Annotated in this window: 24 protein-coding genes and 1 pseudogene; 6 read left to right on the top strand and 19 right to left on the bottom strand. The window is 70.9% G+C overall.

Translation table 11 applies throughout. The features are described 5' to 3' along the window. Positions 1–170: 170 nt before the first annotated feature. Positions 171–1,289 (bottom strand): phosphoserine transaminase, encoded by a 1,119-nt coding sequence (serC, locus tag AB0N14_RS37505; RefSeq protein WP_366030198.1) that lies wholly within the window; start codon positions 1,287–1,289, stop codon positions 171–173. Between the two features lie 183 nt (positions 1,290–1,472). On the opposite strand from serC, the gene AB0N14_RS37500 reads away from it, so the two are divergent. Further along, positions 1,473–1,628 (top strand): hypothetical protein, encoded by a 156-nt coding sequence (locus AB0N14_RS37500; RefSeq protein ID WP_366030197.1) that lies wholly within the window; start codon positions 1,473–1,475, stop codon positions 1,626–1,628. Positions 1,629–1,766: 138 nt separating this feature from the next. Here the strand turns inward: AB0N14_RS37500 and AB0N14_RS37495 are convergent, their stop codons facing one another. From AB0N14_RS37495 to AB0N14_RS37430, 14 genes are all read right to left on the bottom strand, one after another. After that, complete coding sequence (locus AB0N14_RS37495; RefSeq protein ID WP_366030196.1) at positions 1,767–2,198, bottom strand: multidrug efflux SMR transporter; 432 nt, start codon at positions 2,196–2,198, stop codon at positions 1,767–1,769. Positions 2,199–2,244: 46 nt separating this feature from the next. Next, positions 2,245–2,565 (bottom strand): SMR family transporter, encoded by a 321-nt coding sequence (locus AB0N14_RS37490; RefSeq protein WP_366030195.1) that lies wholly within the window; start codon positions 2,563–2,565, stop codon positions 2,245–2,247. Between the two features lie 204 nt (positions 2,566–2,769). After that, the gene (locus AB0N14_RS37485) at positions 2,770–4,011 is read right to left on the bottom strand and encodes an MFS transporter (RefSeq protein WP_366030200.1); all 1,242 of its coding nucleotides are present in this window, start codon (positions 4,009–4,011) and stop codon (positions 2,770–2,772) included. Continuing rightward, positions 4,011–4,997: an LLM class flavin-dependent oxidoreductase gene (locus AB0N14_RS37480; RefSeq protein WP_366030194.1), complete on the bottom strand. Its 987-nt coding sequence runs from the start codon at positions 4,995–4,997 to the stop codon at positions 4,011–4,013. Before AB0N14_RS37480 ends, AB0N14_RS37485 begins: the two co-directional genes overlap by 1 nt. Positions 4,998–5,080: 83 nt before the next feature. After that, complete coding sequence (locus tag AB0N14_RS37475) at positions 5,081–6,271, bottom strand: 3-deoxy-7-phosphoheptulonate synthase (RefSeq protein WP_366030192.1); 1,191 nt, start codon at positions 6,269–6,271, stop codon at positions 5,081–5,083. After that, on the bottom strand, positions 6,268–7,296 hold the full coding sequence (locus AB0N14_RS37470; protein WP_366030191.1) for an FkbO/Hyg5 family chorismatase: 1,029 nt from the start codon (positions 7,294–7,296) through the stop codon (positions 6,268–6,270). The genes AB0N14_RS37475 and AB0N14_RS37470 overlap by 4 nt, the downstream gene beginning before the upstream one ends. 90 nt (positions 7,297–7,386) lie before the next feature. Continuing rightward, entirely contained in the window at positions 7,387–7,632 is a 246-nt protein-coding gene (locus AB0N14_RS37465; protein ID WP_366030190.1) for a DUF6253 family protein, read from the bottom strand. After that, positions 7,629–8,438, bottom strand: coding sequence for a maleate cis-trans isomerase (locus AB0N14_RS37460; protein ID WP_366030189.1), 810 nt, complete (start codon positions 8,436–8,438; stop codon positions 7,629–7,631). The genes AB0N14_RS37465 and AB0N14_RS37460 overlap by 4 nt, the downstream gene beginning before the upstream one ends. A gap of 20 nt (positions 8,439–8,458) precedes the next feature. Further along, entirely contained in the window at positions 8,459–9,145 is a 687-nt protein-coding gene (locus tag AB0N14_RS37455) for a transglutaminase-like domain-containing protein (protein WP_366030188.1), read from the bottom strand. A gap of 27 nt (positions 9,146–9,172) precedes the next feature. Further along, a complete protein-coding gene (locus AB0N14_RS37450; protein ID WP_366030187.1) occupies positions 9,173–10,333 on the bottom strand; it encodes an acyl-CoA dehydrogenase family protein in 1,161 nt (386 codons plus the stop codon). A 76-nt stretch (positions 10,334–10,409) separates the two neighbouring features. Further along, positions 10,410–10,784: an ectoine synthase gene (locus tag AB0N14_RS37445; protein ID WP_366030186.1), complete on the bottom strand. Its 375-nt coding sequence runs from the start codon at positions 10,782–10,784 to the stop codon at positions 10,410–10,412. A gap of 55 nt (positions 10,785–10,839) precedes the next feature. Further along, a complete protein-coding gene (locus AB0N14_RS37440) occupies positions 10,840–11,097 on the bottom strand; it encodes an acyl carrier protein (protein WP_366030185.1) in 258 nt (85 codons plus the stop codon). Continuing rightward, positions 11,094–12,572, bottom strand: coding sequence for an AMP-binding protein (locus tag AB0N14_RS37435; protein ID WP_366030184.1), 1,479 nt, complete (start codon positions 12,570–12,572; stop codon positions 11,094–11,096). Before AB0N14_RS37435 ends, AB0N14_RS37440 begins: the two co-directional genes overlap by 4 nt. Before the next feature lie 450 nt (positions 12,573–13,022). Continuing rightward, the gene (locus AB0N14_RS37430) at positions 13,023–13,469 is read right to left on the bottom strand and encodes a MarR family transcriptional regulator (RefSeq protein WP_366030183.1); all 447 of its coding nucleotides are present in this window, start codon (positions 13,467–13,469) and stop codon (positions 13,023–13,025) included. Between the two features lie 141 nt (positions 13,470–13,610). On the opposite strand from AB0N14_RS37430, the gene AB0N14_RS37425 reads away from it, so the two are divergent. The 3 genes from AB0N14_RS37425 to AB0N14_RS37415 are packed head-to-tail and all read left to right on the top strand — an operon-like array spanning position 13,611 to position 14,960. Continuing rightward, the gene (locus AB0N14_RS37425; protein WP_366030182.1) at positions 13,611–13,814 is read left to right on the top strand and encodes a hypothetical protein; all 204 of its coding nucleotides are present in this window, start codon (positions 13,611–13,613) and stop codon (positions 13,812–13,814) included. Between the two features lie 13 nt (positions 13,815–13,827). After that, positions 13,828–14,307 (top strand): nucleoside deaminase, encoded by a 480-nt coding sequence (locus tag AB0N14_RS37420; RefSeq protein WP_366030181.1) that lies wholly within the window; start codon positions 13,828–13,830, stop codon positions 14,305–14,307. Further along, positions 14,304–14,960: a DsbA family oxidoreductase gene (locus AB0N14_RS37415; protein WP_366030180.1), complete on the top strand. Its 657-nt coding sequence runs from the start codon at positions 14,304–14,306 to the stop codon at positions 14,958–14,960. Before AB0N14_RS37420 ends, AB0N14_RS37415 begins: the two co-directional genes overlap by 4 nt. A gap of 278 nt (positions 14,961–15,238) precedes the next feature. Here the strand turns inward: AB0N14_RS37415 and AB0N14_RS37410 are convergent. Then, a pseudogene (locus AB0N14_RS37410) lies at positions 15,239–15,595 on the bottom strand (cytochrome P450); the annotation flags it as partial. Positions 15,596–15,900: 305 nt separating this feature from the next. On the opposite strand from AB0N14_RS37410, the gene AB0N14_RS37405 reads away from it, so the two are divergent. Next, positions 15,901–18,639, top strand: coding sequence for an FAD-binding and (Fe-S)-binding domain-containing protein (locus tag AB0N14_RS37405; RefSeq protein WP_366030199.1), 2,739 nt, complete (start codon positions 15,901–15,903; stop codon positions 18,637–18,639). Continuing rightward, positions 18,640–19,419 (top strand): metallophosphoesterase family protein, encoded by a 780-nt coding sequence (locus AB0N14_RS37400; protein ID WP_366030179.1) that lies wholly within the window; start codon positions 18,640–18,642, stop codon positions 19,417–19,419. It begins immediately after the preceding gene. Positions 19,420–19,466: 47 nt separating this feature from the next. Here AB0N14_RS37400 and cpt read toward each other — a convergent pair whose 3' ends face one another. The 3 genes from cpt to AB0N14_RS37385 all read right to left on the bottom strand — a co-directional run bounded on the left by cpt (position 19,467) and on the right by AB0N14_RS37385 (position 21,193). Continuing rightward, positions 19,467–20,000, bottom strand: a complete 534-nt coding sequence (cpt, locus tag AB0N14_RS37395; protein WP_366030178.1) for a chloramphenicol phosphotransferase CPT — start codon at positions 19,998–20,000, stop codon at positions 19,467–19,469. A 355-nt stretch (positions 20,001–20,355) separates the two neighbouring features. Continuing rightward, the gene (locus tag AB0N14_RS37390; protein WP_366030177.1) at positions 20,356–20,643 is read right to left on the bottom strand and encodes a hypothetical protein; all 288 of its coding nucleotides are present in this window, start codon (positions 20,641–20,643) and stop codon (positions 20,356–20,358) included. Positions 20,644–20,812: 169 nt separating this feature from the next. Further along, positions 20,813–21,193: a hypothetical protein gene (locus AB0N14_RS37385; RefSeq protein WP_366030176.1), complete on the bottom strand. Its 381-nt coding sequence runs from the start codon at positions 21,191–21,193 to the stop codon at positions 20,813–20,815. Between the last annotated feature and the right edge of the window lie 65 nt (positions 21,194–21,258).

Below are 21,258 nucleotides of genomic sequence, written 5' to 3'. Positions count from 1 at the left end.
AGAGCTTGGGGGTGGGGGTCCCCCCTGCTCGAGCGAAGCCGAGAGCTTGGGGGAGTGCCGGGCGTCGCGACGGGGCGAACGTTGCCTGTTGCGGCGCTAGAGACGGACGGAAGGGGCGCCCGGTGACACCGGACGCCCCTTCCGCCGTACGCGATGAAGTCGGCTGAGCCCTACAGCTTCTCGATCACGTAGTCGACGCACTTCGTCAGCGCCTCGATGTCCGTCGGCTCGATCGCCGGGAACATCGCGATGCGGAGCTGGTTGCGGCCCAGCTTGCGGTACGGCTCGGTGTCGACGATGCCGTTGGCGCGCAGGACCTTGGCGATGGCGGCGGCGTCGATCTCGTCCGAGAAGTCGATCGTGCCGATCACCTGGGAGCGCTTGGCCGGGTCGGTGACGAACGGGGTCGCGAACTTGACGTCCTCGGCCCAGCCGTACAGCGTGCGCGCCGAGGTGGCGGTGCGGCGGACCGCCCAGTCCAAGCCGCCCTGGCCGTTGATCCACTCCAGTTGCTCGTTGAGCAGGAACAGGGTGGCGAGGGCCGGGGTGTTGTACGTCTGGTTCTTGCGGGAGTTGTCGATCGCCGTGGGGAGGCTGAAGAACTCCGGGATGTGGCGGCCGGAGGCGTGGACGCGCTCGGCGCGCTCGATCGCGGCCGGGGAGAAGACACCGATCCACAGGCCGCCGTCGGAGGCGAAGGACTTCTGCGGGGCGAAGTAGTAGACGTCGGTCTCGGCGATGTCGACCGGGAGGCCGCCGGCGCCGGAGGTGGCGTCCACGAGGACCAGGGCGCCCTCGTCGGCACCCTCGACGCGCTTGATCGGCATGGCGACACCGGTCGACGTCTCGTTGTGCGTGAAGGCGTAGACGTCGACGCCCGACTCGGCCTGCGGCTCGGGGTGGGTGCCGGGGTCGGTGGCGACGACGGTGGGCTCGGCGAGCCAGGGGGCGAGTTTGGCCGCCTTGGCGAACTTGGAGGAGAACTCGCCGAAGCTGAGGTGCTGCGACTTGTTCTCGATCAGGCCGTGGGTCGCGATGTCCCAGAACGCGGTGGACCCGCCGTTGCCGAGGATCACCTCGTAGCCGTCGGGGAGCTGGAACAGCTCACGGATACCCTCGCGCACCTTGCCGACCAGGTTCTTGACCGGGGCCTGGCGGTGGGACGTGCCGAGCAGGGAGCTACCCGTGGCGGCGAGGGCGTCCAGCGCCTCGACCCGCACCTTGGAGGGACCCGCGCCGAAACGACCATCGGCGGGCTTGATGTCGTCAGGAATCTGGATATCAGCCACGGACGGGAGCGTAGCCGCTGGAGGAAACCTGGGCGAAACGTGGTCCGTCGGCTGAGACGGGCGTCGCCCGAAGGGGTGAACTCGCCCCCGCCGCGACAGCCAGGCGCAGCTCAGCAACATCGAGGCCGGCAGATTCGGTGTGAGCGCAGACCGTCTGCGTGCCCTGGCCCGCAGCTACCGTTGTTGCTGCGACACCGCGTACCTCGACGCATCCACCTCACCGCGTCCGCCGACCCCGAACAGACCGTCCTCACCGCCACCGCCACCGCCACCGCCACCGCCACCGCCTTCGCCGTCGTCCTCCCGGCGTTGGCCGGTCGGCGCACCGTGATCTCGTAGAGGATTGCGGCGTCGTCGGCCTTTCGCGGGAGACCCTGACCACAGGGCCTCCTGGTGCAGCTCGGTCGGGATCGCACGCCCGAGCCACCAAGAGGCCCTGCTGTCGTGCCCTCACCACGAACGGGCCGGCGGAAGGCTTCAGCGCTGTGCGCCCTGGGCTTCCCTCGAGCCGGTGACGAGCCCCTGGGTGTCCTGAGGCTGGGCGGCGGGCTCCTGAGTGTTCTGCGGCCTGTCGGCGAGCTTGAGCCAGACCACTCCGACGATGATGACGCCCAGCCACAGGGCCTGGACCGGGGTGAGGGTCTCGTCGAAGAAGACCGGGCCGAGCAGCGCCGCGCCGGCTGCCCCGATTCCCGCCCAGACGGCATAGCCGATACCGACGTCGATGGTGCGCAGTGCGACGCTCAGCGCCCAGAGCGTCAGGAGGAAGAACACGACGGCGACCAATGACCACGACAGACGGGTGAAGCCGTGGCTGCCGCCGACGGAGAGCGCGTAGCCGACTTCGAATCCTCCGGCGAGGAGGAGCATGAGCCAGGAGTTGGCCGAGGAGCGGTCGGTGCGGGACATGTACCCGGGTCCTTTCGGGGAGGCGGATCAGGCGTGGGCGGGATTCCTAGGCGGCACCGCTGAGCTGGAGGCCGACGACCCCCGCGATGATGACGACGATGCCGAGGGCCTTGCGCCAGTTCAGGCGCTGACCGAAGAGCAGCACTCCGAGAACGGTGATGCCGACACCGGCAATGGACGTCCAGATGGCGTAGCCGACGCCGACGTCGAAGGTCAGCAGTGCCCTGCTGAGGAAGTAGGTCCCGAGCGCACCGCTGACCAGGGTGATGGCGGTCCACCGGCGGTTCTTGAAGCCTTCGGCCTTGCCGGCTGCGATGGCGACGACGATCTCGAAGATGTCCGCGATGGCGAGGTAGAGCCACTGCATGGCAGTCCTTTCGTTCGGTGGGGTCAGCGTGTTTCGGGACCGGATCGCCGCGGAGCGACGGTGGCCCGGGCGGCGGCGGGAACAGTGGCCAGGCCACGCTTCCCCGTGGCATTTGCTTGTACGTACATGCTTATGACACCCATAGGGCAGTGTCAGCGACCCTCGCGAAGGCAGATAAAGCTTGCATGAACATGTATCTTGCTGTCAATGCCACTCTGGAGAGCGCCGGGAGCGACCGGCACAGGTGATGTACACGCCCCCCGCGCCCGCCGCCACGGCCACCACCAGGCCGAGCAGGGTGGCGCTGAAGCCGATGCCGGCCGCGTCGCCGAGATAGCCCGAGCCGACCGGCAGGAGCCCGGCGAACAGATATCCCCAGGAGCTCAGCGCCGCGTTCGACTCGGCCAGCCGGGCCGCATCGACCCGGGCACCCAGCAGGGAGAAGCTGCCGAGCTGCCCCATGCCCTGCCCGGCGCCGGCGAGGACGGCGGCCGCGAGCAGCAGACCGATCAACCGGCCGTGCACGGCCGACACGACCAGCGCCATGCCCGCGGCGGTCGCCCCCGTGGCGATGGCCAGCAGTCGGCGTGTCGGCCATCCGCTCACCAGGAACTGCACCGCGGTCGACGTACCGAACATCACGAACGCCGTGCCGCCCGCCAGGATCCGGTTCTCGGTCCCGAGCAGGGCCGCCAGCAGGGACGGGCCGAGCGCGAGCAGGAACGACGTCCCGGTCATCCCCGGCATGTACGCGGCCAGCCCCAGCAGCAGGTCGCGTCTGTTGCGGCGCGGCACGGACGGCACCCGCAGCCACGGCCCGGTGGCGGGGCGGCGGACGTTCGGCACTTGGCGTACCACCAGGAGCGCCGACAGCAACAGCACGGCCTCGACGACGAACACCGTCACCGTGGGCGCCGGCAGCGTCTGGGCCACACAGCCTGCCAGCAGCGGGCCGGTGGCCAGGCCGGTGCCCATGGCCACCGAACCGGCGAGTGAGGCCTGCCGACGCCGCTCGGGTCCGCCGACGTCCACTACTGCCGCCATGCCCGAGGCCACCGTGCCGCCCACCGCGAGCCCGGTCAGCAACCGGGCGGCCAGCAGCGCGGCGACGCTCGTCGCGGTCGCGTAGAACAGACATGCGAGCAGCGCGCACAGCACGCTCGGCAGCAGCACGTTCCGCCGGCCGCAGCGGTCCGAAAGGGCGCCCGCGACCGGCAGGGCGAGCAGCAGTCCGCCGATGTACATCGCGAAGACGACGGTCAAGGTGCCCGTGGCGAAACCGATCCGGTGCTGCCACAGCACGAACAGCGGGGTCGGCGCGTTCGACAGCATGAACACCGCGGTCAGCGGCCACGCGGCGCGCCAGATGTCTCCCTGGCCCGCCGGGCTGGTCCCGGTCGGCGACGCGGCATGCCGACCCGCCCGTGGTGTACGGGTGGTCCCCATCACGCGGCGGAGCGCAGCAGTGGCAGCAGTTCCTCGGCGGTGCGCTCCAGGGCCGCCCGGTAACGGGGCTCTTCGAGGTCGGCGGTGGGCAACCGAAGCACCAGGTGGCGGGCGCCGGCCTCGATGTAGCCGCCGAGCCATTCGGCGACCTGTTCGGCGGTGCCGCCGAAGATCCCCTGGGTGGTGCGCATGGTGGGCAGGTCGAGCCGGTAGTAGGCGCGGAAGTAGGCCTCCAGGGTTTGCTCGGACTTCTCCAGGCTGTCGTCGACGGCGACCGACAGATAGACGGCGGCGGTGACGTCGCCCGCAGGACGCCCTGCGGTCTCGGCGGCCTCCCGTACCCGCAGCCAGCCCTTCTCGTAGTTCGCCGCGGTGGTGCTGGTGGGCATCCAGCCGTCGTAGATCCGCCCCGTGCGTTCCAGCATCTTCTCGCCGGAGTGGGCCATCCACACCGGCGGACCGGCCGGCCGGCTGGGCACGGGCAGCAGCGCCACGTCGTCGAGGCGGTGGTAGCCGCCCTCGTACGACACGGGGTCGCCCTCGGCGGCCCACAGCGCCCGGCAGATCTCGATGGTCTCCCGCATCCGGCCCACCCGCTCCTGGAACGGGACGCCGTACGCCGCGAACTCGGCCTGGGTGGCGGGCGAGGAGAAGCCGGAGCCCAGGCCGGCGATCAGGCGGCCGCCGGAGATCCGGTCCAGACAGGCCAGTTCGTGGGCCAAGTGCACCGGCGGGCGCAGTGGCAGCAGGACGGCGGTACCGAGGCCGACCCGCTCGGTGGTGGTGGCCGCGGCGGTCAGGGCCAGCAGCGGGTTCATCCGGGAGCGGGCCAGCGGGGACTCGCCCGCCCAGATGGAGTCATAACCCGACGCCTCGATCTTCGCGGCGAGTCCGCCGAGGTGGCTCGGGTACTCGCCGCGTTCGACGACGGACTCGCGTCCGGGCAGGACGACGCCGATACGCAGGTCGGAGGGGGGCTTGGGCATGGGGGTTCCTCTCGGGCGGGCCGCAGGGCCGGTGCTCGGGGCCGCTGCTGGGTGGGTCTCGGCCCGGTCGCACGGGCCTGGGGTCAGGCGAAGACGGCGTCGATCAACTCGTGTGCCTGGCGCGGGTTGAGGCGTGGGTCGCACAGGGTCAGGTAGCGCTCGGGCAGCAGATGTTCGGCGACCGGGCCGCCGACGCATTCCGTGACGTCGGCCGGGGTGGTCTCCAGGTGGAGCCCACCGAGATGCTGTCCGTGCCGGTGCAGCTCCCGCCGGACGGTCACGGCCTCGGCGACGGCGTCATCGAGGTGACGGGTCTTGATCCCGCCCGTGGCCGTCACGGTGTTGCCGTGCAGCGGGTCGCTGAGCCACACCACGGGGTGGCCCGCGCGGCGCACCGCCTCGGCGATCGGTCCGGTGGCGGTGGCTGCGGCCTGTGCGCCCATGCGAAGGATCAGGGTGAGCCGGCCGGGCAGCCGGTGCGGATCGAGGACCCCGCACAGCCGCACCACCTCGTCGGGCGTGGCGGAGGGGCCGATCTTGCAGCCGACGGGGTTGGCCATCGCGGCGAGCAGTTCCACGTGCGCCAGGCCGAGCTGGCGGGTGCGCTCGCCGATCCACGGGAAGTGCGTGGAGGCCAGGTACGGCATACCGGTCGTCGCGTCCCGGCGCACCAGCGCGCCCTCGTAGTCCAGCACGAGCGCCTCATGGCTCGCCCACGGCCCGGTGGAGTCCGTGCGCAGCAGGTCGAGGGCGCCGATGACGCGCTCGCTCGCTTCGTAGGCCCGCAGCATCCGGACCGGGTCGTGGCGGCGGGCAGGCGCGGTCGGCTCGTGGGAGTTGACGAGGTGTCCGCGGAAAACGGGCAGGTCCATGCCGTCGGTCCGCTCCGTGGGACGGCTGCGCGGCTTGGCGAACTGGCCGCCCATGCGGCCGACGCGGACCACCGGCCGGCCGGTGCGCGCGGCGAGCCGGTCGGCGAGGTCGGCGAGCAGCCCGGCCTTGCACTCGGTGTGGTGCGGGGTGCATTCACGGATGTCCTCGGCGCAGTCGCCGGTCTGCAGCAGCCCGGCCCGGCCCAGCGCCACCTCGGCGAGCTGCCCGCGCAGGGCCCGCACGTCCCGCGCCGTCGTCAGCGCGGGCGCGCCGCGCAGCTCCGCGCGCACCCGGGACAGGTCGGGGTGGGCGCCCCAGTGGGGCTGCTGTTCGGCGGGGAGCAGGTCCCACACCGCGGGGGTGGTGGTCTCCGGCGCGGACAGCGAGGGAGACTCGCTCATCGGGTCCACTCCGGTCCGGGGACCAGGCCTTCGATCTCCACGAGCAGGTCGTCCCGGCACACGGCCACGTTCAGATACACGGTTTCCGCGTCGGGGCCCAGCGCCTCCCGGCAGCGGGCGCGCACCAGCGCGAGGTCCTCCTCGTGGCGCACGTACACCTTCACCAGGCGCAGGTCCTTCAGTTCATGGCCGCCCCGCAGGCCGGCCGCGGCGAGGTTGGGTCCACTGATCAGCTCGGCGATGTTCTCGAGGACCACCTCGGTCTGCCGGGCGACGTCGCCGCGGTGCGCGGTCTCGTGACCGAGGATGCTCGCGGTGCCGGAGACGAAGAGCGTGCCGCCGCCGGTGGGCGCGCAGGCCGGTTCCAGCACGGTGGCACGGGCGAAGCTCGGCGGCTTCGGTCCGTACTGCTCGGGGTAGTGGTAGGCGGGCGTCTGCCGCTGGTTCTCCACGTGCCGGGGGCGGCCGTCGCGGCAGGCGATCAGGGTGAAGGAGATGCCCTCGCCGCGGGTGCCGATGCCGGTGGCGGCCGGCATGTGGCCGGTGCCGTCGCCGTAGGAGGCGAAGGCCTCGGCGCGGCCTGCCACGAAGTCCTGGTAGATCTCCATGCCGTGGGCATTGGTGCCGATGATGTCGCCGACGAAGTTCCACATCCGGAAGATGTGCGGGTAGCCGAGGTCGGAGACGAGTGCGAAGGCGGCCTCGTAGGTGGCGCGGACTGTGGACGCGTAGGCCGGCAGCGGGTCGATGGTGCCGGAGACGAAGAGGTGTTCGCCGTCGTGGGCGAAGGCCAGGCCGTCGCGGGTGCCGAAGACCGGTTCGGCGGTGGTGGTCCACACCTCGCGGAAGGCGTCGAAGCCGGGCGAGGACATGGGGATGGCCAGCTCGGGGTGCCCCTGGGGGGTGAGGTTGAGGCCGGAGTGCTCACCGAAGGCCACCGTGGCGAGGACGTGCCGGCCGAGGACCGGCTGGGGGGTGCCGTCCAGGGGGGCGAAGTAGGCCTGTAAACCGGTGCGCTGGGACATGGCTCATGCCTTTCCGTGCGTGGGGGATGGGCGGCCCGGCGGCCGCCGGTGTCGGGCCCGTGCGGGTGGTGCCGCACGGGCCCGGGTGGTTCAGCCGGCCGCGCCGGCGTAGCGCGGCCGCGGTTCCTCGGGCGCGAATGAGGGGGCGGTCTCGCTGCCGTGCGCGTAGCGGCGGAAGCCCGGTACGAGCTCGGCCTGACGCAGCGCGCCGCGGTGCAGGACCAGGCCGTGGACGGTGGTGCCGTCGTCGCGCCAGCAGACCAGCGGCAGGCTGTAGGAGTCCCCCTCGGGGGTGCCGAACAGGGCGATGTGGCCGTCGGCCGCCAGCAGGCTCATGACGCACCGCTCCCGGGTGCCGTGTCGAACAGCCGCCCGTAGCCGGTGATCCGAGTTGCGGCCTCACCTGCGCCGGCCAGGTGCAGGGCGTGCCAGAACAGCACCTGGTTGGCGGTCAGGACGGCGAAGTCCAGCTCCTTCTCCAGCGCGTTGATGACGCCGACCGCGCGGATGCCGTTGCCGGCGACCAGGACGGCGTCGGGCCGGTGGCCGGCGACGGTGGTGCGGATCCAGTCGGACAGGGCCTCGGGCGTGATCAGCTTCTGGTTGCTGGGTAGGCCGCACGGGCCGTGGTGGACGACCGTGAAGCCCTGCTCGGTGAAGTAGCCGGCGCCGAGCCCGGAGAGCCGGTCGTCGAACCACGGCGGGTTGACGATCGCCACCTTGCGGGCGCCGAGCGCGGTGAAGCCGGTGACGGCGGCCGCGGTGGTGCCGGTGAGCGGGATGCCCCGGGTACGGCGCGCCAGGCGGTCGAACAGTTCCTTCTCGCCGCTCGCGCCGAGCACGTAGGCGGAGCTGGTGAAGCCGAGCGCGATCACGTCGAGCGGGGAGGCCGCGAGCAGTTCCACCGCCTCGTCGATGAGCGGCGGCTCCACGAAGGCGCGCACGGGGTCGTGCGGGATCTTCGGGTCCATCTCGCCGCCGGGCCGCATCGCTGCGAAGTGCACGCGTGAGCCGTGGACGAAGACGTCGTCGGGGGCGATCGCCTGGAACTCCGACTCCGGGCCGACGTCCGCGTGCGGTACGACCACGCCGACCCGCGCCCGGGCTTCCCAGCCGTCCTTCTCGGCCTGGACGTTGCTCATGATGGTCACTCCTTACGGGGTCAGGCCGTCGCCTCGGCGGCCAGCGAGCCGCCGCGGACCGTGCCGGTGCCGCTGCCGTCCAGGAAGCGGGGGTGCTTACGGCGCATCTGGGACATGACGAACTCGTAGGGCACGTCGTCGAAGTCGCCGTGGTCGGCGACGAACTCCATGTTCTTCTTGCCCTGGTCGTCGAAGGGGTGGTGCACGCTGTCGGTGGTGCCGTCGAACTCCAGCGGCGTCATCCCGTACAGACGGCAGAGGATCTTGTTGAAGACCGGGGTGGCCTTCACCCATGTGCCGTTCAGGTACACGGTGTTGAGGCCGTGGAAGAAGACGTCCCCGCCGATGTGGGCGCGCAGCCGGTCGGAGGCGAGGTGGTTGCGCACGTCGCCGTAGTGCAGACGGGCAGGGATGCCCACGGCCCGGCAGGCCGCCGCGTAGAGCACGGACTTGTGCAGGCAGAAGCCCTTCCTGGTGGTCGCGATGTGGCCGGCCCGCAGTCCCTCGGGGGACAGATCGGCCCCGTACACCTCGTAGAAGACGTCGTCGCGGACCGCGTAGTACAGCTCGACGGCGAGCCGGCGCTTGTCGGCGGCTCGGTCGGCGACCGCGTGGTCGACGAAGGCCTGGACGGCGTCCGTCTCGTAGTCCAGGAATTCGGTGGGCGCGGTGAGCCGGACGTGCTCGGCGCTCGTGATGGCGTTCATGGTCACCCTTTCGTCAGCGCTGCCCGCTCACAGGCCCAACAGGGCGGCGATGCGGTTGCGCTGGATCTCGCTGGTGCCGGAGTAGATGGTTCCGCCGACGGCGTTGCGCACGTCGCGCTCGATGCCGGTGCCGGTCAGATAGCCCTGGCCGCCGAAGATCTGCACCGCGTCCAGAGCGGTGGTCTTGTTGGCCTCGCTGACCACCGTCTTGGTCGCGGCGATGTCGATCGCCGCGTCCTGGCCGGCCTCGACCTTGGCGCCGGTGTCGGTGAGCCACTTGCGCGAGGTCTCCACCGCGATCTTCATGTCGGCGATCCGGTGCGAGACGCCCTGGAACCGGCCGATCGGCTGGTCGAACTGGCGGCGCGTCCTGGCGTGGCGGATCACCCGCTCCAGGCGGTGGCTCATCTCGCCGAGCGTGAGGGAGAAGGAGAACAGGATCTCCCGCTTCATCACGTGGTCGAGGATCAGGAAGCCGGCGCCCTCCTGGCCGATGCGGCGGGCGGCGGGCACCCGCAGGCCCTCGAAGGTCACCTCGCTCAGCGGGGAGGTGCGCAGTCCCATCTTGGCCAGCGGTTCACCGATCCGGAGGCCGGGGGTGTCCCGCTCGACGAGAAAGACGCTCAGGCCGAAGGGGCCGGGGTCGCCGGTGCGCACGTACAGGAGGAACAGGTCGGCGATCGGCGCGTTGGTGATGAACATCTTGCCGCCGTCGATGACGTAGTCGTCGCCGTCACGCCGCGCGGTGGTGGTGATGTTCATGGCGTCCGAGCCGTGTTCCGGCTCGGTGATGGCATGCGCCGTGATCAGCTCGCCGGAGACGATCCGCGGCAGGAACCGGGACTTGAGCTCCTCGCCGGCGAACGCCTGGAGGGGTACGCCGACGCTGACGATCTGGGTGGAGGCGGAGAAGCCGAGGCCTGCGTCCCGGCAGGTGTGGCCGAGTCCCTCCAGGGCGCGCATCGTCTCGGTCAGGGTGCCGCCGCGGCCGCCGTAACGCGTCTCGAAGGGAACCGCCAGGATTCCCGAGCGCCGGATCGTCTTCCACTTCTCCCAGGGGAATTCGGCGCGGGCGTCGAACTCCTCGACGTCACGGTTGAGTTCCTGGGCCCAGAGGGCGGCGAGTTCATAGGGATCGGGGGCGGGGTCGGGGGTCTGCGGAGTGGACTGCGCGAATGCGGATGTCATGGCTGTGCGGGCCTTCCGGTACGTGGTGAGCTGAGGGGCCGGGGCCCGTCGGCGGGCGGGCCCCGGAACACGGGACTCAGTACTGGGAAAAGCCGTCGGGGGACAGCGTGTGCTTCTCGTCGCCGCGCAGGGCCGGACTGAAGACGGATATCAGTCGCAAGTCCTCGTAGTCGGACGCCACAAGGTGGTGCGCGTCATTCTCGTCGAGGGCGTAAATGGTGCCTTCCGTTATCTTGAAGCGCGTCCCGTCCTTGGTGACGACTTCGCCGGAACCACCGGTGCAGTAGCAGGCCTCCAGGTGCCGGCGGTACTGCAGCGCACTCGAGGTGCCCTTGCGGACCAGGGTCTCGCACACAGTGAAGCCCATGCCGTCGGCCTCGGTCAGCAGACGGTGGCTGGTACCGTTGCCCCACTCCACGGGGACGACGTCACTGATGCTGCGAACGATCACGACAAAACTCCTTCGGGATGTGTGGGTTTCGCTTTTCCGGGGCTTTCCCGGAAGATCAGGCGGCGGCCCGGTTCGCGTTCTCGACGAAGGCGACGATGGCGCCGATGCTGCGGAAGTGCTCCGGCTTCAGCGGGATGTCGTCGACGGGAATCGCGTAGGCACTGGAGAGGTGCGAGACGATCCGGACCAGTCCGAGGCTGTCGACGACTCCGCTGTCGATCAGGTCGAACTCGGTGGTCAGGTCGGAGGAGTCCTCTCCGTCGAGGAATTCGGTGACGACATAGCCGCGGATCTCGTCCGTCAGCGTGCTCATGCGTGGTTTCCCTTCTGGCGCAGCGCCTTGATGAGGTTGCGGTCGGGTTTTCCGGTCGCGGTGCGCGGCAGCGGTGTGTCGCCCACCTGGACCGAGGAGGGGATGGCGTGCCGGGGCAGGTGCGCGGCGCTGTGGGTGCGCAGACGCAGGGAGGTGAGTGCGGTGCCGGGCCGCCGGGTCACCTGGGCGTGCAACCGGTAGCCGGCCTCCGGGTCGGGGAGGGCCACCACGGCGGCCTCGGCGACGTCCGGATGGGCGGCCAGGACGTTCTCGACCTCCTGGACGTTGGTGCGCACACCGCGGACCTTGACCTGGAAGTCGGTCCGCCCGTCGAGCCAGTGCAGGCCCTCGGCGTCCCGGGAGACGACGTCGCCGGTGCGGTAGAACACCTCGGGTCCGCCGTCGGGCGCGGGGACGAACACACCTTCGTTGCACTCCCGTTGCAGGTAGCCCGCGGTCTGGAACGGGGTCGACACGAAGAGTTCACCCGTGCCGGGACCGTCGAGGACCTTCCCCTCGTCATCGAGGAGCAGGGCCCGCACGCCGGGTAGCGGGCGGCCGATCGGGGTCTTCTCTCCCGCTGCGGCGGGGTCGACGTCGTGGTGGAAGCTGTCGTTGGTCTCGGTGCAGCCGAAGACGTTGTGGAAGCGGGCGCCGGGGAAGGCCGCGCCGAGCCGGGTCAGCAGCGGACGCGGCATCGCGTCTCCGGTGAAGATCGCCGTGCGGACGTGCGGGTGCCGGGCGTCGTCCTGGGTGAGCAGCCGGTACAGCATGGGAACGCCCTGCACGAAGGTGACCTTGTGCTCCGCGACCAGGTCCCGCAGGTGGCGGGCGTCGGTGCTGGAGTCGTGCTCGACGAGCACGACTCCAGCACCGAGCCGGAGCCCGGTCCAGACGTCGAGCAGCGAGAGGTCGAAGTTGAGCGGGGCGTAACTGAGCAGCGTGTCCCGCTCGGTGAGGTGGAAGCGTTCGGTGGCCCATGCGGCGAACCGGTCGAAGGCGTCGGCCGCGATGGGCACGATCTTGGGCGTTCCGGTGGATCCGGAGGTGGTGAGCAGCAGGTGGGCGGCGGTGGGGTCGACGGCGTCGAATCCGCGGGCGGCCGCCTCGTCCTGCGGGACGTCGTCGTGGTGCAGCGCACCCCGGTCGTCGACGGTGAGGACCACGGAGCACCGGGCCTGCACGGTGAGCGTTTCCAGGACCGCGGCGCCCAGCCCGGGCGAAGGGGTGAGGACGGCGTACCCCGCCTGGAAGGCCCCGATGAGCAGGGCGATCGTCTCCGGCGTCTTGTGTGCGGGTACGCACAGCGGGCGGCCGCGGTCGAGGTCCAGGCGGTCCAGCGCGGTGGCCAGTTCCCCGGCGAGGTCGACGAGCCGACGATACGTTGTGCGCCGCCCGCCCCACACCAGGGCCACGGCCTCGGGCCGGTGCCGAGCATGCGCGGCCAACGCGTCACAGAGGCGTAAGGATGGCATGGTTCCCCCTTGTTCATCCCGACTTCGACGGGAAGAGTGATCTCCGCTGCAAGGGGGGTGACGGCGCATGAGGCGCGCCGGAAAGCCGCGTCCGGAGCCCAGGGCCGATCAGGCCGAGCCGGCTTCGTCCACGCCCCCCGTGGTCGTTCGATCATTCACCGTAGCGGCAATGCATGCAGAGTCAAGCATGTATCTGCCGGTATCGGTGTGACAGAGTTCACGTCGCACGCATGCGTCAACCTTGCTTCATGAATTATTCATTTCGAAGGCGCGAAAAACGTGCCACCGAGGTATCAAAGGCGTCATGGGTCGCTTCACCTCAGGAAACGGGCGTGTGCCGTCAGTTGTCGCGCCGAAGCCAGGAAACGCCGAGAGCCGCCCGGGGAACCGGGCGGCTCTCGATCGGCCCATTGCAGGGGTAGGGCCGGCGGATGTCGATGAAAGCGCAGATCAGACGCCGCTGCGCAGCGCCTGGACGGTACGGGCGAGCTCGGGGACGGCTCCCGCGGTGTTCAGTGCCGCGCTCAGCACCTCGCCGTAGGTGCCGCGGGCGGCGGCATAGCGCTGTCGGCCCTCGTCGGTGATCACCGCGTACACCCCCCGTTTGTCGTCGGGGCACAGGTCCCGGAAGGCGAAGCCGGCCGCGCCCAGGCGGCCGACCAGGCGCGTCACCGAACTCTGGCCGAGACCCACCTTGTCCGCCAGGTCCTGCATACGTAGCTCGCCGTTGGCGGCCTGGGCCAGGCATTCCAGGGCGCGAAATTCGGACAGGCCGATGCCGTGCTTGCGCTGCAGCACCTGGGTGAGCTGGCGTTCGACATGCGCATGCAGGGTGAGCACCCTGTTCCACATGGCTTGGTCAGAGGACGCGGTGGGCGTGTGAGTGATGGCTGTCATCTGAGGTACCGGCTCCTCCCGAGCGGCGTTGACAACAAGATACATGTTCATGCAATCTTCTACTCCACTCCTTCGATTCCCCAAAGGGCTCGTCTGCGGAGCAGTCATTTGTACGTACAAGCATCAGTGAGGGCCGCACCGGTGCCGGACAACACGGCGAACCCCGCAGGCGGTTCCGTCCGCCGAGGCCGGGCCCGGTTGCCGTTGCCCTCGCTCTTCGAGATCACATCCGCGCTGAGCACCCACACCGCCGAGGGCTGCACCCAGAAGAGCGCCTCGGCCCGGCTGCTCTCCTTCGCCTCCATCTTCGGCGGCGCCCTTCCGCTCCGCCCGACCGCCCTCTGACAGGAGTGCAGCCATGACACCCGCCGAGAGCAGGCTGGCCGAATACGTCCAAGAAGCGGTGCGAATCAGCAGGGAGCACGTCGCCGAGGGCGGCATCCCCTTCTCCGGAATCGTCGTCAACCATGGGCAGATCCTGGCCACCGGATTCAACCGGGTGCGCGAGGACGACGACCCCACCGCCCACGCCGAGGTCGTCGCGCTGCGCAAGGCGGCCGCCGAACGAGGGGTGTGGGCGACCGCCGGAGCCACGCTGATCGCCTCCGGCGAGCCGTGCGCCCTGTGCTACATGGCGTCGTTGTACTTCAGCGTCAGTCATGTCGTGTACGCCGTCGACCGCAAGACGGCCGCACAGTACGGCTTCGACTACTCGGGCTCGTACTCGATCTTCGCGAAGGATCCGGTCGACTGGCCGGTGAAGGTGACGTACCTGCAGGTGCCGGACGCGACCAAGCCGTTCGAGGAGTACCTCATGAGCAAGGGGAGGCTGGGATGAGCAACGCGACGAACGACCGGGTGAGCGTCAAGGTCTGGTCGGACTACGTCTGTCCGTACTGCATGCTCGCCGAGGGGCCGCTGCACGAGGCCACGCACGACCTGGACGTCGACATCGAGTGGATGCCGTTCGAACTGCGGCCGTACCCGAAGCCGACGCTGCGCCCCGAGGACGAGTACCTGCCCTCGGTGTGGGCGAGTTCGGTCTATCCCATGGCCCGCCGGATGGGGGTGGACATCACCCTGCCCACCGTCTCGCCACAGCCGTACACCCGGCTGGCGTTCGAGGGTTACCAGTACGCCGCCGAGCACGGCAAGGCGGCCGAGTACACCCCGCGCATGCTGCGGGCGTTCTTCCAGGAGAACCAGGACATCGGCCGGCTGGAGGTGCTCACCGCCATCGCGGCCGAACTCGGCCTCGACGCCGATGACTACGCACGGGCGCTGAAGGACGGCACCTACCGGGAGACCCACCAGGAGGCGCTGCGTACCGCGGAGGCGTACCGCATCTCGGCCGTTCCCACGATCATCGTCAACGACCGGCACCGCATCGAGGGCGTGCCGAACGCGGCCCGGCTGCGCAAGGCGGTCCTCGACGAACAGGCCTCCCTGGCCGTCATCCAGGGCAACGCCTGCGGGATCGACGGCTGCTGAACCGCGGCGACCGCCACAAAGATCGCCGCAGCTCCGAGCCACCGCCCACCGTGTCGAAGGCCGGTGCGTGGTGCCCGCTTCCCGGAACATTCCGGGAAGCCCGACGGACGGCCCGGATTCCCCCGACGGGCCGTCCGTCTCGGCCTGTCCGCACACCGCTCCCACGAGGAAGCGGAGCCGCCCGCCGGATCCGCGAGATCCGCCACCATCGCCGCATGGTCCGACGGCCACACCCCGTCCACCGGCCCGTCTCCCGCCCGCCGAACGCCACGTACCCGGAGGCCGAGAAGGAGCAGGTCCCCGGTGCGGATGTGCCGGCCGCCGAGGCGGGTGTCGCGGGCGCCCAGCGGCCTAGCCACGTTCTGCGTGGGGGCGTCCTCCCACAGCACCTCGTTCATGGCTTCGGCGACGCTGTTGCGCCCGCCGAAGAGGGAGGCGGCGAAACGGTCGTCGGTCAGCATCAGCCGCAGCGAGTTCCCGATCCGGTCCGCGGTCGGCTGGTGGCCCGTCGCCATCATCACCATCAGGCCCTGGACGATCTCCTCGTCGGTGAAACCGCCCTCGTCCGCGAGCATCCGCGACACCACGTCGTCGGCCGGGTGCTCCTTGCGGTCGGCGACCAGCTCCGCCATGGAGCCGTGTTCGGAACAGGACGGTTCCGATGCGGAATCCGGTCATGTGATCGCTGCGCGACAGCCCGGCGACCGCAGTGGCCACCACCCGGCGACCGCAGCCGCCACCGTCCTGCGAGACGGCTCCGGTGTGCCCCGGGACGGTCACTGTCAGTGGCGGAGGGCATGCTGGTGGCATGACGGATCCTGTGGTGCGAGGGCAGCAGGCGACGGGGGCCGACGTCGACGTCGGTGCGCTGCGTCGGGAGCTGCGCGTGGCGGTGCGCGGTGCGGTCGAGTTCGACAGGACCGCGCGGGCACTGCACACCATGGACGCGTCCAACTACCGGCGCGTCCCGCTCGGTGTGGTGGCGCCCCGGGACGCGGACGACGTGGCGGCGGCGCTGGCGGTGTGCCGGGCGCACGGCGTGCCGGTCGTCGCCCGCGGCGGTGGCACGTCGATCGGCGGGCAGGCGACGGGCACGGGCGTGGTGCTCGACTTCACCCGCCACATGAACCGGATCGTGTCCCTGGACCCCGAGGCGCACACGGCGGTGGTGCAGCCGGGCCTGGTCCTTGACCGCCTCCAGGAGGCCGCCGCCCCGCACGGCCTGCGCTTCGGCCCGGACCCCTCCACCCACGCCCGCTGCACGCTGGGCGGAATGATCGGCAACAACGCGTGCGGCGCGCACTCGGTGGCCTGGGGGACGACGGCGGACAACGTACGGGAGCTGTCGGTGCTCACCGCGCAGGGCGAGGCGCTGACACTTGGGCCGGGCTGGAAGGGCGCCCCCGAGGGCCTGCGGACGCTGGTCGAGGGCGAGTTGGCGCTCCTGCGCACGGGCTTCCCGTCCCTCCCGCGCCGTATCTCCGGGTATGCGCTGGACGCGCTGCTGCCGGAGAAGGGCGCGGATGTGGCCCGCTCCTTGTGCGGCTCCGAGGGCACGCTGGGCGTCCTGACGGAGGCGGTCGTCCGCCTCGTCGAGGCACCCCGCGCGCGTGCGCTCGCCGTGCTGGGGTACGCGGACGAGACGGCGGCGGCCCAGGCGGCGGCCGGGCTGCTGCCGCTCGGCCCGCTGACGGTGGAGGGCATGGCCGCCGATCTCGTACCACCGTCGGCGGGGCTGCCGCGCGGTGGCGCCTGGCTGTTCGTGGAGGCGGGCGGCGGGGATGAGGCGGAGGCACGCGCGCGTGCGGAGACCATCGTCCGGGCGGCGGACGTCACGGACGCCACGGTGGTCACCGACCCTGCCGGACAGCGCGCGCTGTGGCGGCTGCGGGAGGACGCCGCCGGTACGGCGACCCGCATGCCCGACGGCAGCGAGGCCTGGCCCGGCTGGGAGGACTGCGCGGTACCCCCGGCCCGACTCGGCGACTATCTCCGCGACTTCAGACGCCTGCTGACCGACCACGGCCTGCGCGGCACGCCGTACGGCCACTTCGGGGACGGCTGCATCCACGTCCGTATCGACTTCGACCTGCTGACCGAGGAGGGCGTCGCCCGCTTCCGCCGCTTCTCGGAGGACCTCGCGGACCTGGTCGTGGCCCATGGCGGCTCGCTGTCGGGGGAGCACGGCGACGGGCAGGCGCGCGCGGAGCTGCTGCCGAAGATGTACGGCCCCGATCTGGTCGCCCTCTTCACCCGCGCCAAGGACCTGTGGGACCCGGACGGCCTGCTCAACCCGGGCATGCTGGTCCGCCCGGCCCGCCTGGACGAGAACCTGAGGTTCGCGGTGCTGCCCCGTGAGCCGGTCGAGGTCGCCTTCGGCTATCCGTCGGACGGCGGCGACTTCTCGGCGGCGGTCCGCCGGTGCGTGGGCGTCGCCAAGTGCCGTACGACGACGGTGTCCGGCTCTTCGGTGATGTGCCCGTCGTTCCGGGTGACGGGCGCGGAGGAGCACTCCACGCGGGGCCGCGCCCGGCTGCTGCACGAGATGCTGGCGGGCGAGGTGGTGACGGACGGCTGGCGCTCGACGGAAGTCAGAGACGCCCTCGACCTGTGCCTGTCCTGCAAGGGCTGCCGCACGGACTGCCCGGTCGGCGTCGACATGGCGACCTACAAGGCGGAGTTCCTGCACCACCACTACGCGGACCGTCGCCGCCCCGCCGCCCACTACGCGATGGGATGGCTGCCGCTGTGGCTCCGGGCGGTGGCCCGCACCCGCACGGCGCCGCTGGTCAACGCCCTCGCGTCGGTGGACCCCCTGGCGGCGCTCGCGAAACGCCTGGGCGGGATCGCACCGGAGCGCCGCCTCCCCCGGATGGCGCAGGAGACCTTCAGCCGATGGTGGAGGCGGACGACCGGCGGGCGCCCCCGGACGGCGGGCACGCTGGTCGCCCTCTGGCCGGACACCTTCACGGAACACCTGTCGCCGTCCGTGGGCCGCGCGGCGGTACGGGTGCTGGAGGCGGCGGGCCTCAGGGTGGTCCTGCCCCCGGGCCGCCGGCGCAGGGTCTGCTGTGGCCTGACCTACGTCTCCACAGGCCAACTGGACCGCGCCCGCACCGTCATGCGCCGCACCCTCGACCTGATGGAACCGGTGCTGGCGGCCGGCGCCCCGGTGGTCGTCCTCGAGCCGAGCTGCGCCGCCGCCCTGCGCACCGACCTCCCCGAGCTGCTGCAGGACGACCCCCGCGCGCAGCGCCTCGCGGCGGCGGTGGTGACGTTCGCGGAGGCTCTGGAGAAGCACGCCCCCGACTGGACACCGCCCCGCCTCGACCGCCCGGCGGCCGGCCAGACCCACTGCCACCAGCACGCGGTCCTGGGTGACACGGCCGACCGCCGGTTGCGCACGGCGGCGGGCCTGACCGGCGAACTCACCGGCGGCTGCTGCGGCCTCGCGGGCAACTTCGGCTTCGAGAAGGGCCACTACGAGGTGTCGACGGCCTGCGCGGAGGACCAACTGCTCCCGTCGGTGCGCTCTGCACCCGAGGACGCGGTCATCCTGGCGGACGGCTACTCCTGCCGCACCCAGCTTCAGCAGCTGGCGGGCGTCAGGGGACGGCATCTGGCGGAGGTGCTGGCGGAAGGGCTGCAGGAGGCCATCGACAGGGAGGGGGACGAGTAAGTGCGCGACGTACTGGACCGGGTGGCGGTCCTCTCCGACATCCACGGCGTACTGCCCGCCCTGGAAGCGGTACTCGCGGAGCCGGAGGTCGCCGCCGCCGACCGTGTCGTGGTGACGGGCGACATCACGGCGGGGCCGCAGCCGGCCGAGGTCCTGGACCTGTTGGCGCGCGAGGGCGAGCGGGTGGTCTGGGTCGCGGGGAACGCGGACCGGGAGCTGGTCGAATACCGCCGCGGACAGCGGACGGAGATCCCCGACCCCATCGGCCCCTACGCGGCGTCCCGGCTCCGCGACGAGCAGGTCGACTTCCTCGCCGAGCTGCCGCTGACGGTGACACTCCCGGTGCGCGGCCTCGGCGAGGTCCTGTTCTGCCACGCGACGCCGAGGAACGACGAGGAGGTCGTCCTCGTCGACTCGCCCCTCACCCGCTGGGCGGAGGTGTGGGAGAAGCTGCCGGACACGATCGGCACGGTGGTGTGCGGCCACACCCACATGCCGTACGTCCGCCTCGCCCACGGCCGCCAGGTGGTCAACCCCGGCAGCGTCGGCACGCCCTACGGCCGCCCCGGCGCCCACTGGTGCCTGCTCGGTCCCGGCGTGGACCTTCGCAGAACGCTCTTCGACATCCCGTCCGCCACCACACGCCTGGCCCGGGAGTCGGCGTACGAGGACATCGCCGAGTGGGCGGACTACTTCCTCAACGCCCGGGCGGGCGACGCGGAGGTGCTGGAGGTGTTCGGACGGATGGAGGGGCGGGGAGCGACGCCGGAGGGGGAGTGATGCCCAGGCGGGAGGACGGTCGGGCGTGCCGAGGGCAGGGCTCTCGATCACTTGATCCGGGCGGCGACGGTTCGCGCACACTCCAGGGACTCCGTGTGCGTGGTGTCCACCTCCAGGTCGTAGACCACGCCCCGATGGACCATTTCGGCCTGCAACGCGGCCATTCCCTGGGCCCGATCCCCGCGGGCGATCTCACGGCCTGCGGCGACCGCGCTCTCGCATCTGACGCCGACCCACAGCGCGTCCAGCCCGCTGAGAGCCTTCTGCCACCGCTGCTGGGACGCCGCTCCGCCGAGGAAGACGTCATCGACGATGACCCGGGCGCCCGCACGGGCCATGGCGGCGACGCCCTCCATCCATGCTGCTTCCAGCTCCCGGAACGCCGACCCGATGTTCACCCCGCCATCTGAGGCGATGTCGATTCCGGCTTCCGATGCCTGCATGGACGCGGGCATCGCCTCGATGAGGGAGTCGACCGCGGCGGCGAGCCACGGATCCGGCAGTATCGCCTGCAGGCACCGGACGATCCCGGACTTCCCGGAGCTGGACCCGCCGTTCAACACGATCACCTGGGTTGTCACCAGGCCACGGTAGAGGCACCCGCCACGGCGCCCGAAGCGGATTTCTGCGGAGGACGAGACCCCTGCACGGCGGCCGTGTCCACGGAGGTGGTGTACCGGCTGAACTGCGACACATTCGGGAAATCTGTCGCACAGTCGCCGCACACCACGGCTCTGGGTGTCGTCGGTCGAACTCGGCCGGTGAAGTGCGGCTGCCGGATGACGGCTGCCCGGTCCGGATCGGCGGATGACCGGGGCATTCCGCGTAGGGGCACCTGGACAGCGTGCGAGGCGAGCCGCCGCGCTCCGCGGTGGGGCGGCGGTTCACCCGTCCGTCCGGCCCCGGAGGCGAGGCTCCCGACAGGCCCGACAGGACCTAATCGGCAAGGACGAGTTGTGCCCCGAGCCAGGCAAGCGCGCAGTGCAGCGGGACGCAGGCGGACCATCCTCGCGCCTGCCGCGGGCCGTAGCGGACCACCTGCACCCACCCGACGATCGTCAGCAGCGCTGCAAGGCCCCACAGCATCCACGCCATGACGAGCCACGGTGTCGAAAGATCTGTGAAGATGCGCATCAGGGCGACCGGAATCAAAACGATCAGGGGCATGCCCCAGGTTCCCTCGGTGACTTTGGGTTCAACGTCCTGGCCCTGGCCGTTCTCCATCGTCCATCCCTTCGAGTGTCAATTCCTTTCGAGCCGACAGCGCTGACACGGCGCCGAGACCGACGCAAACGCCGATCAGCGGTTCGCCGGACGGAGGTTGAGAGGCGTCGTGGCAACGCGGTGAAGCCCGTCCGGGCCGCCCGTACAGGCGGCCGGACGGGCAGACGACTCAGTGGTGGAAGTGCCACCAGATGTCGTAGAGCGACAGACCGGGCGAGACCGCCTTGATGGCGTACTTGATGTACCACGGCCGGTCATCGACCCACCGCTTGAAGTCGTCGTACTTGCCCGCCACAGCCCTGGCAAAGCCGCCGATCTTCTTGAGGGCACGCATGATCTGGCCCCAGTTGGGGGCCTTCAAGGCCACCACGCCGTCGCCGGGCTTGCCCTGGGCCGCAGCCGCCTGCTGAAAGGCGGCCAGCTCCTCACTGCTGAAGTTCGCCATGAAGGCCCGGACCTCGGGGTCCTTGCTGTTCAGCAGGGCCTGCAGTGACTCGGCTGCCCCGACCTCCTGGGCGGAAGCCCTCCCTGTCAGTCTGTGGTGAGACACCGGGTATGCCGGGTTATCCTTCCTGGGCGAGACAGGAGTCCACCCCCGTATGACCAGCACGAACA

The organism is Streptomyces sp. NPDC051104 (genome assembly GCF_040682835.1).
GTDB classification, from domain to species: Bacteria; Actinomycetota; Actinomycetes; order Streptomycetales; family Streptomycetaceae; genus Streptomyces; species Streptomyces cynarae.
Note: the sequence above shows the minus strand (reverse complement) of the source record. Positions and strands in the feature narration are given on the sequence as shown.